A 13,627-nucleotide genomic window follows, 5' to 3' on the forward strand; every position below is an offset into this window, starting at 1 on the left:
CGCCGGGCCGCTCGCTCGAGGGGGTGAGGCGCGGGTCACCCCTCGCCGGTTTCGCCCCGCCACCGCGCGTAGCGGCCCGCGCGGTCGACGGCGCGGATGCGTTGCTCGGTGGCGGGCTTGGCCTGCTGGGTGGCCACGATCAGGACTTGGTCGCCCTCTTGCAGGCGGGTGGTGGACACCGGGGTGAAGCCTTGGCCACCCCTCGCCACGAGGCTGACGGTCGCCCCGGCGGGCAAGCGCAGCTCGGACAGGTAGACGCCGTGCAGCTTGGACCCCTCGGGGATGGTCAACTGCAGCAGCTCGGCGTCGAGTTCGTCGAGCGTGGCCACGTCCACCTCGACCTCCTTGGTGCGGGCACCGCCGTCGAGTCCTAGCACCCGCGCCAGTGCGCCGAGTGTCGTGCCCTGCACGAGGGTCAGCACGATCACGAGGACGAAGACCGCGTCCACCAACCGCTGCGCGCCCGGCACGTTCTGCGAGAGCGGGATCATCGCGAGCACGATCGGAACCGCACCGCGCAAACCGGCCCACGAGAGGAAGACCTGTTCTCGCCAGGGCATGCGGAACGGCAGCATGGAGATCACGACCGACAGCGGCCGCGCGATCAGCGTGATGACCGCGCCCGCGACCAGACCGGGCACGATCGCGTCGAGCAACCGCGACGGCGACGCGAAGAGTCCCAAGAGGACGAAGAGGCCGATCTGGGCCAGCCAGCCCAGCCCTTCGGCGAAGGAGAGGGTGTCCGAGCGGTGGGGCAACCTGGCGTTGCCCAGCACCAGAGCGGCGAGGTAGGTCGCGAGCAGCCCTGACGCGTGGACGCTCTGGCCCGCGGCGAAGGCCAACACGCACACGGCCACCGTGGCCAGCGGGTACAGGCCGGTCGCCGGTAGCGCCGCCCTCCGCAAGCCGTGCGAACCGATCCAACCGAGAACGAGGCCTATAGCGGCACCGGCGGAGAGCTCGTAGGCGGCGGTGAGCGACAGCAGCCAGTCGACGTCATCCGCGGAGGCGAGAACCACGACGGCGATGTAGCTGGGCGCGTCGTTGATGCCGCTCTCGAGCTCCAAGGAGCCGACCAGCCTGCGCGACACGGAAAGCCTGCGCAGCACGCTGAACACCGCGGCGGCGTCCGTTGACGCGAGGACGGCGCCCCAGAGCAGGGCGAGCCGCCAGTCGAAGCCGAGTATCCAGTGCAGCCCGGCGCCGGTGACGACGATGGTGATCACCACCGCCACTGTGGACAGTGCGATCCCCGGCAGCAGCGCGGACTTGACCTCGCGCCAGCGGGTGGTGAGCCCGCCCTCGGCGAGGATGAGCACCAGCGCGGCCAGCCCCAGCGACTGGGTCAGCTCCGCGTTCGAGAACTCGATGCCCAGCCCCGCCTCGCCGATGACCAGCCCGAGTCCGAGGTAGAGCAACAACGACGGCAAGCCGAGCCGGACCGAGGCCCGTACCGCGAAGACCGCGACCAGCAGCACGGCCGCACCGATCCCCAACGCGAAGGTCAGCTCCCGCACGCCACCTCCAGTTCCCGTCCGTATCGCGAGCATTGTCCCTTGCCGCCCGCGGCCACCCGACCCCCACCCGAAGGTGAGGCGTTGATCACGAAGTGGCTCCCAGCAGCCGCTGCAGCACCTCGTCCGCTCCAGCGGGCTCCGGGTCGATCGCCACGACCTTGTCCCGCCCCCACTCCCCCGCCACGATCACCACGTCCCGGCGCGGCACCCCGAATGCCGCCGCAAGCGCCCGCAGCACCGCGTCGTTGGCCTTCCCCTCGACCGCCCCCGCCCGCACGGCGACCACCAGCGCCCCGTCCTCGCCCCACCGACCACCGACCGATTCGCGCCGCGCACCCGGCTTGACCCGCACCCCGAACCGGAACCCCGTCACCCGTCCACCTCCGCGGACCGGGTCGGCGGCGGGTCGGCGAGCAGGACGCCCATGACGTCGGCCAGGTAGGCGCGCTTGGCGGCGGGCGTGCTGGGGACGACATCGGGGTTGGTCCGGTGCAGCTTGGCCTGCCCGAGGTACACGGCGTACGCGGTGACCGCGCGGCGGCGGGCCTGGGACTTGGTGAAGCCGAGCTCGGTGAAGAGGGTGACGACGTAGTCCATCCGCCGCTGACCGACCCTGGCGACGGCGGCGGCCACCAGCGGATCACCCAGGCTGGCGTGCAGCGCCAACTCGACGTCGATCCCGCGCTCGGGGTGCAGCACGGCGCCGATCAGCCTGCGCAGCCGCTCGGCCGGGGTCGCGCCCTGCTCGGCGTGCGCGATGACCCGCTCGGTGTGCTCCTGCTCCCACCGCGCCAGGGTCGCCTCGACCAGCGCGTCCCTGGTCGGGAAGTGCCAGTACACGCTGCCCTTGGTCACCCCGGCCCGCGCCGCCAACGGCTCGACGGCGACCGCGGCCAGCCCGCCCTCGGCCAGCGCCGCGAGCGCGGCGGCGGTCCAGTCGTCCCTGGTTCGGCGCGGCACGACCATACGTTAGCGTACGGTAAACCATACGGAACCGTATGGAAGGAGTGCTCGTGATCCACAACCGCCACCAGCGCGCCCTGCCCGTCCCCGTCGCCGACGCGGGGCACCTGATCGACGCCATGGCCAGCCCCGACGGCATCTGGCCCGCCCGCTGGCCCGCCCTGTCCCTGGACCGCCCCCTGGCCGTCGGCGCCACCGGCGGCCACGGCCCCATCCACTACACCTGCACCGACTACATCCCCGGCCGCCGGGTCGAACTCGCCTTCGCCCCCGGAGCCCCCCTGGCGGGCGAGCACGCCCTCACCCTCCTGCCCGGCCAAACCCCCAACACCTCGATCCTCCGCCACGACATCACCGCCCGACCCCAAGGTGCCGGACACGTCCTCTGGCCCCTGGTGATCCGCTGGCTCCACGACGCCCTCCTGGAAGACATGCTCGACAACGCCGAACGCGCCGTGGGCCACCCGCCCGCCCACAAAGCCCGCTGGTCCCCCTGGGTCCGCCTCCTCCGCCGCCTCAGATCCCGCTGATCCGCCGGGTCCGCTCCTCCGCGAGCTTCACTCGATCGTGGACCAACCGCGCGGCCCGCCGCGACGAAAACGGCGCACCGCACCCACCCCCGAATGGCCCAGTACGCACTGCTGCATCACTCGTAAGGCCCCCCGCCGCGGCCACGCAAAGTTGCACTGTGCACTTGCGTTTGCACGGGATTACGATGGTGCGATCGACTCGCCGGATCGGCCACCGAAGGGGGTTCCTGCTCGCTCCCGGTGCCGCACCGGGACGGCCGAGCGGGCAGCCACATGACCTCTCACCGCTGGAGCGTGGAGTCCCCCGACCGGTTCGGCGTGCGGAGCCTGTGGGCCGCTGCGCAGGCTCGAGCGCGGGAGTCGGACTTGGACATCCTCACCGTGACGGCGGTGGCTGGGGTGGCGGCGCTCGCCGCGGTGCTGCGGATCGGGGCGCTCGATTCTGTCCCGCGGCCGGGCGAAGGGCGCAACGTCGCGCAGGTGTTCGGGGTCGACTCGATGGGCATGCTGCTGGACGCGAACGCGTCTCCGCTCGCGTGGCTGCAGGCCGGTGGGTACACGGCTCTGACCGACGCGTTCGTAAGGCACACAACGGCTATAGGCGCTGCCCGTGAACCAATGGTCCTCACCGCCGCCATCACCGCGGTGCTTCTGTGGTTCCTATCGCGCCGGATGGGCCTATCGCGGTTAACCGGGGCCATAGCGGTTGCGGTGGTTGCCGTGTCTCCCATGGCTTTAGGGCTTCAGATTGGCGTTAGGCCGGAGAACATCGCCATGCCCTGGGCGCTGGCGGGAATCATCTTGCTGTGGACGCCACGTAAGCACCGCAGGCTCGCGCCGGATCTGTGGGCCACAGTCTTCCTCGTGATCGCTGTGATCACCGCACCGGTCGCACTGCTGCTGATCGTCACCGCGGCTTGGCTCCTGTGGCGTCGCGGCCGCAGACGACTGTCGCTCATGCTGTCGTCGCTGTTCGTCCTTGGCACCGGGATCGGCATGGGTGCGGCGGCGGCGTTGGCGGGACTTCGCATCGCGGCAGAAGGCCCGTCAGCATCGACGTGGGTCGCCGCCGATCCCGCGTTCGCGGCGGCGGGTGTTCTAGCAACTGCTCTAGCCCTCTTCTCCTACCGCCTGCGGCCATTGGCGGTCGGAGTCCTAGCCCTTATCGCCATCGCCGTGATCCCGGGCGGTCCTGGTACCGCAGCGCTGATCCTCGCAGTTCCCCCTGCCGCGCTTCTTATCGCGGGCGCCATAGAGCGCTCATCCCGCCCCATCCGCATTCCGGCGACTGTCCTGGCTGTCGCTCTTGCAGCCGCCGCGGTCCCCAACTGGATAGACGGCCTACGCATGGTCACCACGACCGGCGTCAACCCCAAGCCCATGGCGGACGCTTCCCGCTGGCTGCAAGAGAACCTGCCCACCACTCCGGTCGTCACCGACAGCATCACCTGGGTAGAACTCCTTCGCGCAGGCCGCACACCAACGGCTGCCACGCGACCCGGTGACTGCACCGCGGCCTGCGCTCCCCAGTCCTGGCTCGTAGTCACACCGGGAATGCGCTTACTCCTCCCGAACCGCCCAGACCTTGCCGAAGCCGCTGCCACCGGCGAGGTCGTCGCGGTGTTCGGAACCGGGTACGACCGAGTAGAGATCCACCGCCCCGCCCTCGCTGGCGCGCCGGACACCGAAGAGCGCCAAGCGCGGATGGACGCGGGCATGAAGATCGCCGACTCCCCCCGCGTCGCCGCGCCTAACACAGTCGACCAAGCGCTTAGGACTGGCCGTACCGATCCACGGCTCTTAACGACCCTGTCTGCGTTAGCCCAAACGCGCCCGGTACGCGTAACCGCACTACCACCCGTCGCCGGGGAAGACGCCGCCAACCAGCCTCGACGCCAGGCGTTGCTGACCGCCGCCGAGGAGCCCGCTGACGCGATCGCGCAGTTCTTCACCAGCCAGAACGGCGTGTTGCGCCCAGAGTCGGTCACCACCACCTCGGAAGGCGTGCTGATCCGCTACCCCGCGGGCACCCCGGCGGGCTTGCTTATCCCGTTCGGTTAGATGGCGCCGAGGAACTTGCCCGTCACCGACACCGCAGGAGCCGCGGCACCCGCGTTCTCGACGAGCACGGCGAACGCGACATCACCGCGGTATCCGGCGAACCACCCGTGCGCCTGCGACCCGTCCCCGAACTGCGCGGTCCCCGTCTTCCCGTGCACGGCGCCGTATCCGCGCAACGCCTCACCACGACCGGCGGTCACGACCTCGCGCATCATCGCCCGCAGGTCGCCGATCACCGCCGCGGACGGCGCTTTGTAGCCGGTCTTCACCGTGGTCTTGACCGTGGTGAACAACTCGGGCGTCACCGCGCTGCCCTTGGCCACCGTCGCCGCCATCAGCGCGAGCCCGAACGGACTGGCCTGCACCGTGCCCTGACCGATGCTGTTCTCCGCCTGCTGCGCGGTCCCGCTCGCCGCGTCGATCCGGCCGGTCTCGGTGGTCAGACCCGGCACCTCGAAGTCGGCGGCGAGCCCGAACTGGGCGGCGGCCTTGGGCAACGCGTCCAGCGGCAGTTCGGCGGCCAGCGCGGCGAAGGTGGTGTTGCAGGACTTCGCAAAAGCCACGTGCAGGGGCACGTCACCGAGGTCGAAGTCCGCGTTGCGGATCGTGCGGGTCCCGACCATCTTCGTCCCCGGGCAGGGCACCACCGTGTTGACCGTGGCCTTGCCCGATCCCAGCAACGCAGCGGCCGTCGCGACCTTGAAGGTGGACCCCGGCGGATAGAGGCCGTTGAGCGCTTTGGGCGCGGTACCGGCCGTTCCGTTCTGCGCGACCGCGAGGATCCCCCCGGTGGACGGCTGGATCGCGACCAGATAGGCGGGCGCGGACACCGAGTCGACGGCGGCCTGCGCCGCGTTCTGCACCTTCACGCTGACCGTCGTGCGCAACGGCTCCGCGGGCTTGGTGACCGTGCCGAACAGGTTCTCGATCTCCTTGCCGGCAGCGTCGACCAACGCGATCCGGCTAAGACCCGCCGCGTCCTGCGGGGTCGCTGTCCGTGAGAGCGCGCCGATCAGCATCGGTGCCAGCTTGGGGTCCGTCGCCCTAGCGGTCGGTCCCTGCCAGGTCATCACAGGCGCGCCATCGCGATCGAGGACCGCGTTGGCCTGCCCTGCGGCGCCTATAAGCGCGAGCTGGGTGCCGGGCACCAGGCGTGGGTGCACCAGCGTAGGCACCCAGTGCACGACCCAACGCGGTCCCGAGCGGACCAGCCCGAACTCGCTCGGGTAGTTCCAGGTCTGCCCGCCTGCGAGCTGCCAGCTGAGTTTGAAGCTCGCCTTTGGCTGCGTATCCGTGTCCTCCGGCAGCACGTTCATGGTCGCTAGGACCACCTCGGGCCGCAAGGCCGAGTTGACGGCGGTAAGGACGCTCTCGGACCCCGCGGGGTCGTCGGTCAACTGCGCCGCGACGCTGTACTGCTGCGTGGAGAACGCTCGTAAGAACTCGCCCGCCACCTGGGCGGCCGAAGGCTGAGAAGGTACGGCCGAGGTGTCCTCCACGGCATCCTTGCCAGCACCGGCCTTCGCGGGCGCCGATTCCCCGGGTACCAGGACGAACACCGCTAAACCGATGATGACGACAGCGAGGACCCCGCCGATCACGAGGATCCATCGTCTGCGCGTTTCCGACACGCCCTACCCCCAGTGCGCCCCGCGTCCGTGTGCGTGTCACACGGTCGGAGCACACGATGCCAGGCCGTGGCCTCCCGCTACCAGACAACCTGCGGAAAGCCACGGCACTGCCACCGCACCATCACACCTTGCGCACATCCACGCGCACAGCGAGACCATCACCGACAGTGCCCTCGGCCGCGCTCGCCGCACCGGTGTCGACCACGTCGGCGAGGGTCTCCCCCGCGACGAAGTCCCGGTGCACCGCGAGCACCGCGTCGAGCTCCGGCGCCGAGGACGTGTCCACGGTCAGCACGATCCGGTCCGACACCTCCAGCCCGGCGTCGCGGCGGGCCTGCTGCACGATCCGGACCAGGTCCCTGGCCACACCCTCCGCCGCCAACTCCGCGGTGACCGCGGTGTCGAGCACGACCAGACCCGAACTCGCCGGGAGCTCAGCCGTCGCGCCCGCGTCGGTGGCCACCAACCGCCGCTCGTACTCGCCCTCGCGCAGCTCGATGCCCGCCGCCACGACCGCGCCTGCCTCGGTGGTCGACCACTCGCCCGCCTTGACCGCGCGGATCACCTTCTGCACGTCCGGGCCCAGCCGCGGCCCGCAGGCACGCGCGTTGACGGCCAGCTCGAAGTGCCCGTGCGCGGCGACGTCGGTGGTCAGCTCGACCGCCTTGACGTTGACCTCGTCGCGGATCAGCTCGGTGAACGGCTCCAGCACCGCGGCGTCCTCGGCGGCCACCAGCAGCCGCGCCAGCGGCAACCGGACCCGCAGCTTGTTCGCCTTGCGCAGCGCCAACGCCGCCGAGCAGACCTGGCGGACCCGGTCCATCCCGGCCACCAGCGCGTCGTCACCGGGCAGGTCGGCCGCGGCGGGCCAGTCGGCCAGGTGCACCGAGCGGCCCGCGGTCAGCCCGCGCCACACGACCTCCGCGGTGAACGGCAGCAGCGGCGCGGTCAGCCTGGCCACGACCTCCAGCACGGTGTGCAGGGTGTCGATCGCGTCGGTGTCGCCCGCCCAGAACCGGTCCCGGGAGCGGCGGACGTACCAGTTGGTCAGCACCTCCAGGTACTCGCGGACGGTCTGGCAGGCACCGGAGATGTCGTAGTCGTCCAGCGCCGCGGTGACCGACTCGACCAGCTGCCGGGTCTTGGCCAGCGCGTAGCGGTCCAGCACGTGCGTCGAGTCGGTGCGCCACGTCCCCTCCTTGCCCTCGGCGTTGGCGTAGAGGGCGAGGAAGTAGTACGAGTTCCACAGCGGCAACACGGCCTGCCGGACCGCGTCGCGGATACCGCGTTCCGTGACGACCAGGTCGCCGCCGCGCAGGATCGGGCTGGCCATGAGGAACCAGCGCATCGCGTCGGACCCGTCGCGGTCGAACACCTCGTTGACGTCCGGGTAGTTCTTGCGCGACTTGGACATCTTCTGCCCGTCGTCGCCCAGCACGATCCCGTGCGCGACGCAGTTGGTGAACGCTGGCCGGTCGAACAGCGCCGTGGCCAGCACGTGCATCGTGTAGAACCAGCCGCGGGTCTGCCCGTTGTACTCGACGATGAAGTCACCCGGGTAGTGGTCCTCGAACCACTCGCGGTTCTCGAACGGGTAGTGCACCTGGGCGAAGGACATCGCGCCGGACTCGAACCAGCAGTCCAGCACCTCCGGCACCCGGCGCATGGTCGACGCCCCGGTCGGGTCGTCCGGGTTGGGCCGGGTCAGCTCGTCGATCGAGGGCCGGTGCAGGTCGGTCGGGCGCACGCCGAAGTCGCGCTCCAGTTCGTCGAGCGAGCCGTAGACGTCCACCCTGGGGTGGTCGGGGTCGTCGGACACCCACACCGGGATCGGCGAGCCCCAGAACCGGTTGCGGGAGATGTTCCAGTCCCGCGCGTTCTCCAGCCACTTGCCGAACTGGCCGTCCTTGATGTGCCCCGGCACCCAGTTGATCTGCTGGTTCAGCTCGACCATCCGGTCCTTGAACTGGGTGACCGCGACGAACCACGACGACACCGCGCGCTGGATCAGCGGGTTGTCGCAGCGCCAGCAGTGCGGGTAGGGGTGGTCGTAGGTCTCGTGGCGCAGCAGCAGACCCGCGTCCTTGAGGTCGCGGATGATCTGCTTGTTCGCCTCGAAGACGTGCTGCCCCTCGTAGGGCGCCACCTCCCCGGTGAACCGACCGTGCGGGTCGACCGGGATGACGACCTCGATGCCCGCGGCGTCGGTGACGACCTTGTCCTCTTCACCGAACGCGGGGGCGATGTGGACGATGCCCGTACCGTCCTCAGTCGTGACGTAGTCCGCCGCGAGCACCTGGTGCGCGTTGGTGCGCCCTACGAAGAAGTCGAACGGCGGCAGGTAGCGCGTGCCGAGCAGGTCGCTTCCCTTGTAGCGCGCGACAACGGGAACCTCTTCGCCCAACTCGCGCGCGTAGGCGCCGACTCGCGCCTCTGCGAGCAGGTAGCGCTGCCCGTTGGACTCCACCACGACGTAGTCGACATCCGGGTGCACTGCGGCGGCGAGGTTCGACGGCAGCGTCCACGGGGTCGTCGTCCACACCAACGCCTGCACGCCATCGAGGTCGGTACCCGGCGCCTGCAGCCTCAGGCCAACAGTGACCGCGGGGTCCTGCCGGTCGCGGTAGGTGTCGTCCATCTTCGTCTCGGTGTTGGACAGCGGCGTCTCACAACGCCAGCAGTACCAGAGCACCCGGAATCCCTCGTAGACCAAGCCCTTGTCGTACAAGGACTTGAAGGCCCACATGACCGACTCCATGTAGTCCAGGTCGAGGGTCTTGTAGTCGTTGTCGAAGTCCACCCAGCGGGCCTGCCGGGTCACGTAGTCGCGCCACTGGTCGGTGTAGCGCAGCACCGAGGTGCGGCACACCTCGTTGAACTTCTCGATGCCGAAGGACTCGATGTCGCTCTTGGACGAGAACCCGAGCTGCTTCTCCGCCTCCACCTCGGCGGGCAGGCCGTGGGTGTCCCAGCCGAACCGGCGCTCGACGTGGCGGCCGCGCATGGTCTGGTACCGCGGCACCAGGTCCTTGACGTACCCGGTCAGCAGGTGCCCGTAGTGCGGCAGGCCGTTGGCGAACGGCGGGCCGTCGTAGAAGACGAACTCGTTGCCGCCGTTGTCACCCGCGGGGCGGGCGTCCACAGAGGCCTGGAAGGTCCGGTCGGCGGACCAGTGGTCCAGGACGGCGGTTTCCAGGTTCGGGAAGGACGGCTGGGCGGGCACGGTCGGCTCGCCGGTGAAAGCCCTGGGGTAACCCATGGGTGGTACTCCTCGTACGGATCGGTCGGACCCACACGGGGACGACTCCCGGCGACTCCCTGCCGCCACGGCCGCGGTACCACCCCGCTTGCCACCTGGAGAGGTGACCACTCGTTCGGTCGGCTGTGACGGGCCACCCGTCCGGTTCTACTGGGGCTCGCGCCCGTTCTTCCGGAGGCTCCCCGGTGATGGCCGGATCCGCGCCTGTGCGACCGAGTCTAGCCCCGGCTCGCCACCCGGTTGGCCGCCACCCGGATGAGCAGGTAGAGCACCACCGCGTTGAGCACGTGCCAGGCGAAGTGCGTCCCCAGCGGGAAGCCGCCGCACACCGACGGGTCGACCGTGCGCAACGCGAGCGATACCCCGAAGACGGCGGCGATACCGGCGAACCACAGTGCGTAGTCGCGCTCGCCCCGCACTGCCGTGATCACCGCAAGGGCCACCATCCCGAGCAACGCGGGCAGGTAGGCGCCACCGTTGACGACCAAGTTGACCAGGACGGCGAACGCGATGAACACCGGAGCACCCAGCCACGCCCAACGCCACCGCAGCCCTAAGAACAGCTTGGGGAACATGATGACGTAGGTGAGCATGAACGCCACGATCGGAGCGACGTCCAACGACGCGGCCCACCTCGTGGCCACAGTGTGGAAGGTGAAGCTACCGAGGCCGATCGCCACGAGGATCACTACGAGCGCGGTGACGCACCAAGGCATGCCCTTGCCGCGGATGTGCCTATAGGCGAAGAAGGCGGCGATCAGGAACGCCACGTTGGTCCAGGCGTTGACCGGCTCCGACCAGAACTCCGGCCCGGTGCGCTCGCAGTACCCGTCGACCGGCATCTTCGACCTCCGTCACGGCGCTGGCACGGCGAAAGCGGCGGGCCGGAACCCGCGCCAGACTACGGCGGTCAACACCACCATGGCCACGCCCGCCGCCCAGAACGGCGCGGTGATCCCGAACCCGCGCGCGATGAACCCGCCGACCAGCGAGCCGACCGCCGACCCGCCGATGATCAGCAGCGAGTACACCCCGCCGACCCGGCCGCGCAGGTGCTCGGGCACCGCCCGCTGCCGCACCGAGGTCAGCACCACCCCGAACACCGCGCCGTGCACGCCGAACAGGACGTTGATCGCCCCGGCCACCCAGGCGTCGGTGGTCAGCGCCAGCCCGAAGTGGGTCGCGGTCTCGATGAGCAACCCGATCCGCACCAGCGCGCTGTCGCCCACCCGCCGCTGCAGCCAGGGGGCGACCGCCGACCCGAGCAACCCGCCCGCGGCCAACGCGGCGAACAGCAGGCCGAACCCGACCTCGCCGAGGCCCAGCCGCTGCTCGGCGTAGAGCACGAGGATCGCGACCGTGGCCATCAGCGCGATGTTCATCAGGCACAGCGCCACCGCCATCGCCCGCAGCAGCGTGTGCGACCAGGCCCACCGCAGCCCCTCGGCGATCTCCTCACGCATCCGCGCCCGCTGAGCGACCGGGCGCGGCGGAGGGCGGAACCGCACGGTCGCCGCCACCACGGCACCGACGAGGAACAGCGCGGACTCCAAGCCGAACGGCAGGACCGCCGACACGACGAACAGGGCAGCGCCCAACGGCGGCGCGACGAACATGTTGCCGACGATGGCCACCGCCTGCTGGCGGGCGTTGGCCGTGGGCAGCGCGGTGACGGCGACGATGTCGGGCACGAGCGCGCTGGCGGCGGTGTCGACGAGGGTCTCACCGACCCCGATCAGGAAGAACGCGAGGTAGACCAACCAGACCGAGACGACGTCGGCCCACACGGCCGTCGCGAGGGCCCCCACCACGACCGCGCGGTAGAGGTTCACCGCGACGACCACCCGGCGGCGATCCCACCGGTCCACCAGGGCGCCGCTGACCAGTGAGAACAGCAGCCACGGCAGCTGGGCGACGAAGGCGACCGCGCCGATGGCCACCGGGTCGTCGGTCAACCGCGCGACCAGCAGCGGCCCGGCCGCGATCATGATCCCGTCGGCGACGTTGGTGGCCGCCGAAGTCGCCCACAAGCGGGTGAAATCGGGCCCGAGCCCCGGTGTGGTGGTGGTCACCACAACAGCGTGCCGAGGAGCACACCCGCGCAGGGGCGAACCACCGGTGACGACCGTCACTCGGAAGTCGGGGCACCCTCGCCGGGTCGGAGCCGACCCTCTCGGTACTGGGCCGCCAGCACGGCGTCCGGCGTGCAGTGCGCGCAGGGGGTGAACCCGAGCTGCCTGGCCTCGGCGACCGGCAGCGGGATCGACGACCGCGCGCCCAGCCAGCCGCAGCGGGCCAGGTGGTAGCGCGGGCGTTCGTCGAGCACCCGCACGTCGGCCCGCAGGTCCGAGACCACGAGCAGGTCCGCGGCGTCGGTCGACTCCTCGTCCGGCTCCCGGTCCTGGTCCACCTCGACCTGGCCGACGGCGCCCCCGACCGCCTGATCGGCGCTGGGGTACAGGTCGGCGGGCTCAGGTGGGGCCGAGTACGGCTCGAACCGGGCTTGCCCGGTGTCCAGCGGCTCGACCGGCGGTGCCGGGTCGATCCGCTCGATGTCAGGGGCTCCGATGGGCCCCGGTGGCGCGGTGTCCGCGGGAACGCGGCGCCTGCGGGCGCCGAGCCAGTCGACCAGCAGGATCGCGGCCGCCACCACGGAGATGACGACCGAGATCCACGCCCACACGGTGTTGGCCGTGGTGAGCGCGGCGACCAGCAGCCCGAAGGCACCGAGCACCAGCGCTAAGACGATGAACAGCACGATGAGCGTCCAGCCCGGCGGCGGCGGGCCTCAGGCCCGCCGCCTACCCGGATCTGGTCAGCCGGCCTCGGCGCGCGGGCCGAAGGAGTAGCCGCTCTGCTGTCCCGCGCCGCGCGCCTCCGTGGTCGGCGCCGCGGAACCGCGGTCGCCGAGCTCGCGCAGGCTGGACTCCAGGAACGTCTTGAGCCGGGTCCGGTACTCGCGCTCAAAGGTGCGCAGCTCGTCGATCTTCTTCTCCAGCGTGGTCCGCTCGGCCTGCACGGCACCGATGATCTCGGTGTGCTGGCGCTGGGCGTCGCGCTCGAGCGTGGTGGCCTTCTCACGGGCCTGCCGCTCCAGCGTCTCGGCCCGCGTCCGCGCGTCGTTGAGCATGGTCTCGGCCCGGGTGCGGGCCTCGTTGACCATGGTGTCGGACTTCGCCCTGGCCTCCGAGAGCAGCTGCTCGGACTTGGTGCGCGCCTCGGCGAGCATCCCGTCCGCCTCGGCCTTGGCCTCACCGGTGAGCCGGTCGGCCATCTCCTGCGCCAGGCCGAGCACCTTGGCCGCCTGCACGTGGTGATCGCCACCACCGCCGGGGCTGGTCTGCTCCAGCGAGCTCGGCGGCGGCACCGGCTGCAGCCGCCTGGGCTCCTCCACGGCGCGGACCGGGGCGACGGTGGCCCCGGCGGTGCGGGCGTCCTCCAGGTCGGCGCGGGTGGACTCCAGCTGCGCGTCGAGCTGCTCGACCTGCGCGCGCAGGTCGTTGTTCTCCTCGATCAGGCGGGACAGCTCCACCTCGACCAGGTCGAGGAACGCGTCCACCTCGTCCTCGTTGTAGCCCCGCTTGCCGATGGGAGGCTTGCTGAACGCGACGTTGTGCACGTCAGCGGGGGTCAACGACATCTGATCACCTCACGCACTCCAGGGCT

At 70.7% G+C, this 13,627-nt stretch carries 11 protein-coding genes; 2 read left to right on the plus strand and 9 right to left on the minus strand.

Annotation, left to right across the window (positions count from 1 at the left end):
• Positions 1–35: 35 nt before the first annotated feature.
• The 3 genes from JOD54_RS29760 to JOD54_RS29770 all read right to left on the minus strand — a co-directional run bounded on the left by JOD54_RS29760 (position 36) and on the right by JOD54_RS29770 (position 2,477).
• On the minus strand, positions 36–1,517 hold the full coding sequence (locus JOD54_RS29760; protein WP_307860390.1) for a potassium/proton antiporter: 1,482 nt from the start codon (positions 1,515–1,517) through the stop codon (positions 36–38).
• Positions 1,518–1,602: 85 nt separating this feature from the next.
• Positions 1,603–1,890: a DUF167 domain-containing protein gene (locus JOD54_RS29765; RefSeq protein ID WP_307860392.1), complete on the minus strand. Its 288-nt coding sequence runs from the start codon at positions 1,888–1,890 to the stop codon at positions 1,603–1,605.
• On the minus strand, positions 1,887–2,477 hold the full coding sequence (locus tag JOD54_RS29770) for a TetR/AcrR family transcriptional regulator (RefSeq protein ID WP_372440360.1): 591 nt from the start codon (positions 2,475–2,477) through the stop codon (positions 1,887–1,889). Before JOD54_RS29770 ends, JOD54_RS29765 begins: the two co-directional genes overlap by 4 nt.
• Positions 2,478–2,530: 53 nt before the next feature.
• Between JOD54_RS29770 and JOD54_RS29775 the strand changes: the two genes are divergently transcribed.
• Both JOD54_RS29775 and JOD54_RS29780 read left to right on the plus strand, forming a co-directional pair.
• Entirely contained in the window at positions 2,531–3,010 is a 480-nt protein-coding gene (locus JOD54_RS29775; RefSeq protein ID WP_204455271.1) for an SRPBCC family protein, read from the plus strand.
• A 273-nt stretch (positions 3,011–3,283) separates the two neighbouring features.
• The gene (locus tag JOD54_RS29780; protein ID WP_204455272.1) at positions 3,284–5,071 is read left to right on the plus strand and encodes a hypothetical protein; all 1,788 of its coding nucleotides are present in this window, start codon (positions 3,284–3,286) and stop codon (positions 5,069–5,071) included.
• Here JOD54_RS29780 and JOD54_RS29785 read toward each other — a convergent pair.
• From JOD54_RS29785 to wag31, 6 genes are all read right to left on the minus strand, one after another.
• Complete coding sequence (locus JOD54_RS29785) at positions 5,068–6,672, minus strand: penicillin-binding transpeptidase domain-containing protein (protein WP_307860393.1); 1,605 nt, start codon at positions 6,670–6,672, stop codon at positions 5,068–5,070. The genes JOD54_RS29780 and JOD54_RS29785 overlap by 4 nt on opposite strands.
• A gap of 151 nt (positions 6,673–6,823) precedes the next feature.
• Positions 6,824–9,961, minus strand: coding sequence for an isoleucine--tRNA ligase (gene ileS / locus JOD54_RS29790; protein WP_204455273.1), 3,138 nt, complete (start codon positions 9,959–9,961; stop codon positions 6,824–6,826).
• Positions 9,962–10,179: 218 nt separating this feature from the next.
• On the minus strand, positions 10,180–10,803 hold the full coding sequence (locus JOD54_RS29795) for a hypothetical protein (protein ID WP_204455274.1): 624 nt from the start codon (positions 10,801–10,803) through the stop codon (positions 10,180–10,182).
• 12 nt (positions 10,804–10,815) lie between these two features.
• On the minus strand, positions 10,816–12,033 hold the full coding sequence (locus JOD54_RS29800; protein ID WP_307860394.1) for an MFS transporter: 1,218 nt from the start codon (positions 12,031–12,033) through the stop codon (positions 10,816–10,818).
• Between the two features lie 56 nt (positions 12,034–12,089).
• Entirely contained in the window at positions 12,090–12,719 is a 630-nt protein-coding gene (locus JOD54_RS29805; RefSeq protein WP_204455276.1) for a hypothetical protein, read from the minus strand.
• 57 nt (positions 12,720–12,776) lie between these two features.
• Positions 12,777–13,601, minus strand: a complete 825-nt coding sequence (gene wag31 / locus JOD54_RS29810) for a DivIVA-like cell division protein Wag31 (RefSeq protein ID WP_204455277.1) — start codon at positions 13,599–13,601, stop codon at positions 12,777–12,779.
• Between the last annotated feature and the right edge of the window lie 26 nt (positions 13,602–13,627).

The organism is Actinokineospora baliensis, from assembly GCF_016907695.1.
Lineage (GTDB): Bacteria > Actinomycetota > Actinomycetes > Mycobacteriales > Pseudonocardiaceae > Actinokineospora > Actinokineospora baliensis.

Excerpts from the sequence above, each read along its gene's own strand:
- JOD54_RS29780 (WP_204455272.1), top strand. The coding sequence starts at position 3,284 with ATGACCTCTCACCGCTGGAGCGTGGAGTCCCCCGACCGGTTCGGCGTG.
- ileS (WP_204455273.1), bottom strand. The coding sequence starts at position 9,961 with ATGGGTTACCCCAGGGCTTTCACCGGCGAGCCGACCGTGCCCGCCCAG.
- JOD54_RS29795 (WP_204455274.1), bottom strand. The coding sequence starts at position 10,803 with ATGCCGGTCGACGGGTACTGCGAGCGCACCGGGCCGGAGTTCTGGTCG.
- wag31 (WP_204455277.1), bottom strand. The coding sequence starts at position 13,601 with ATGTCGTTGACCCCCGCTGACGTGCACAACGTCGCGTTCAGCAAGCCT.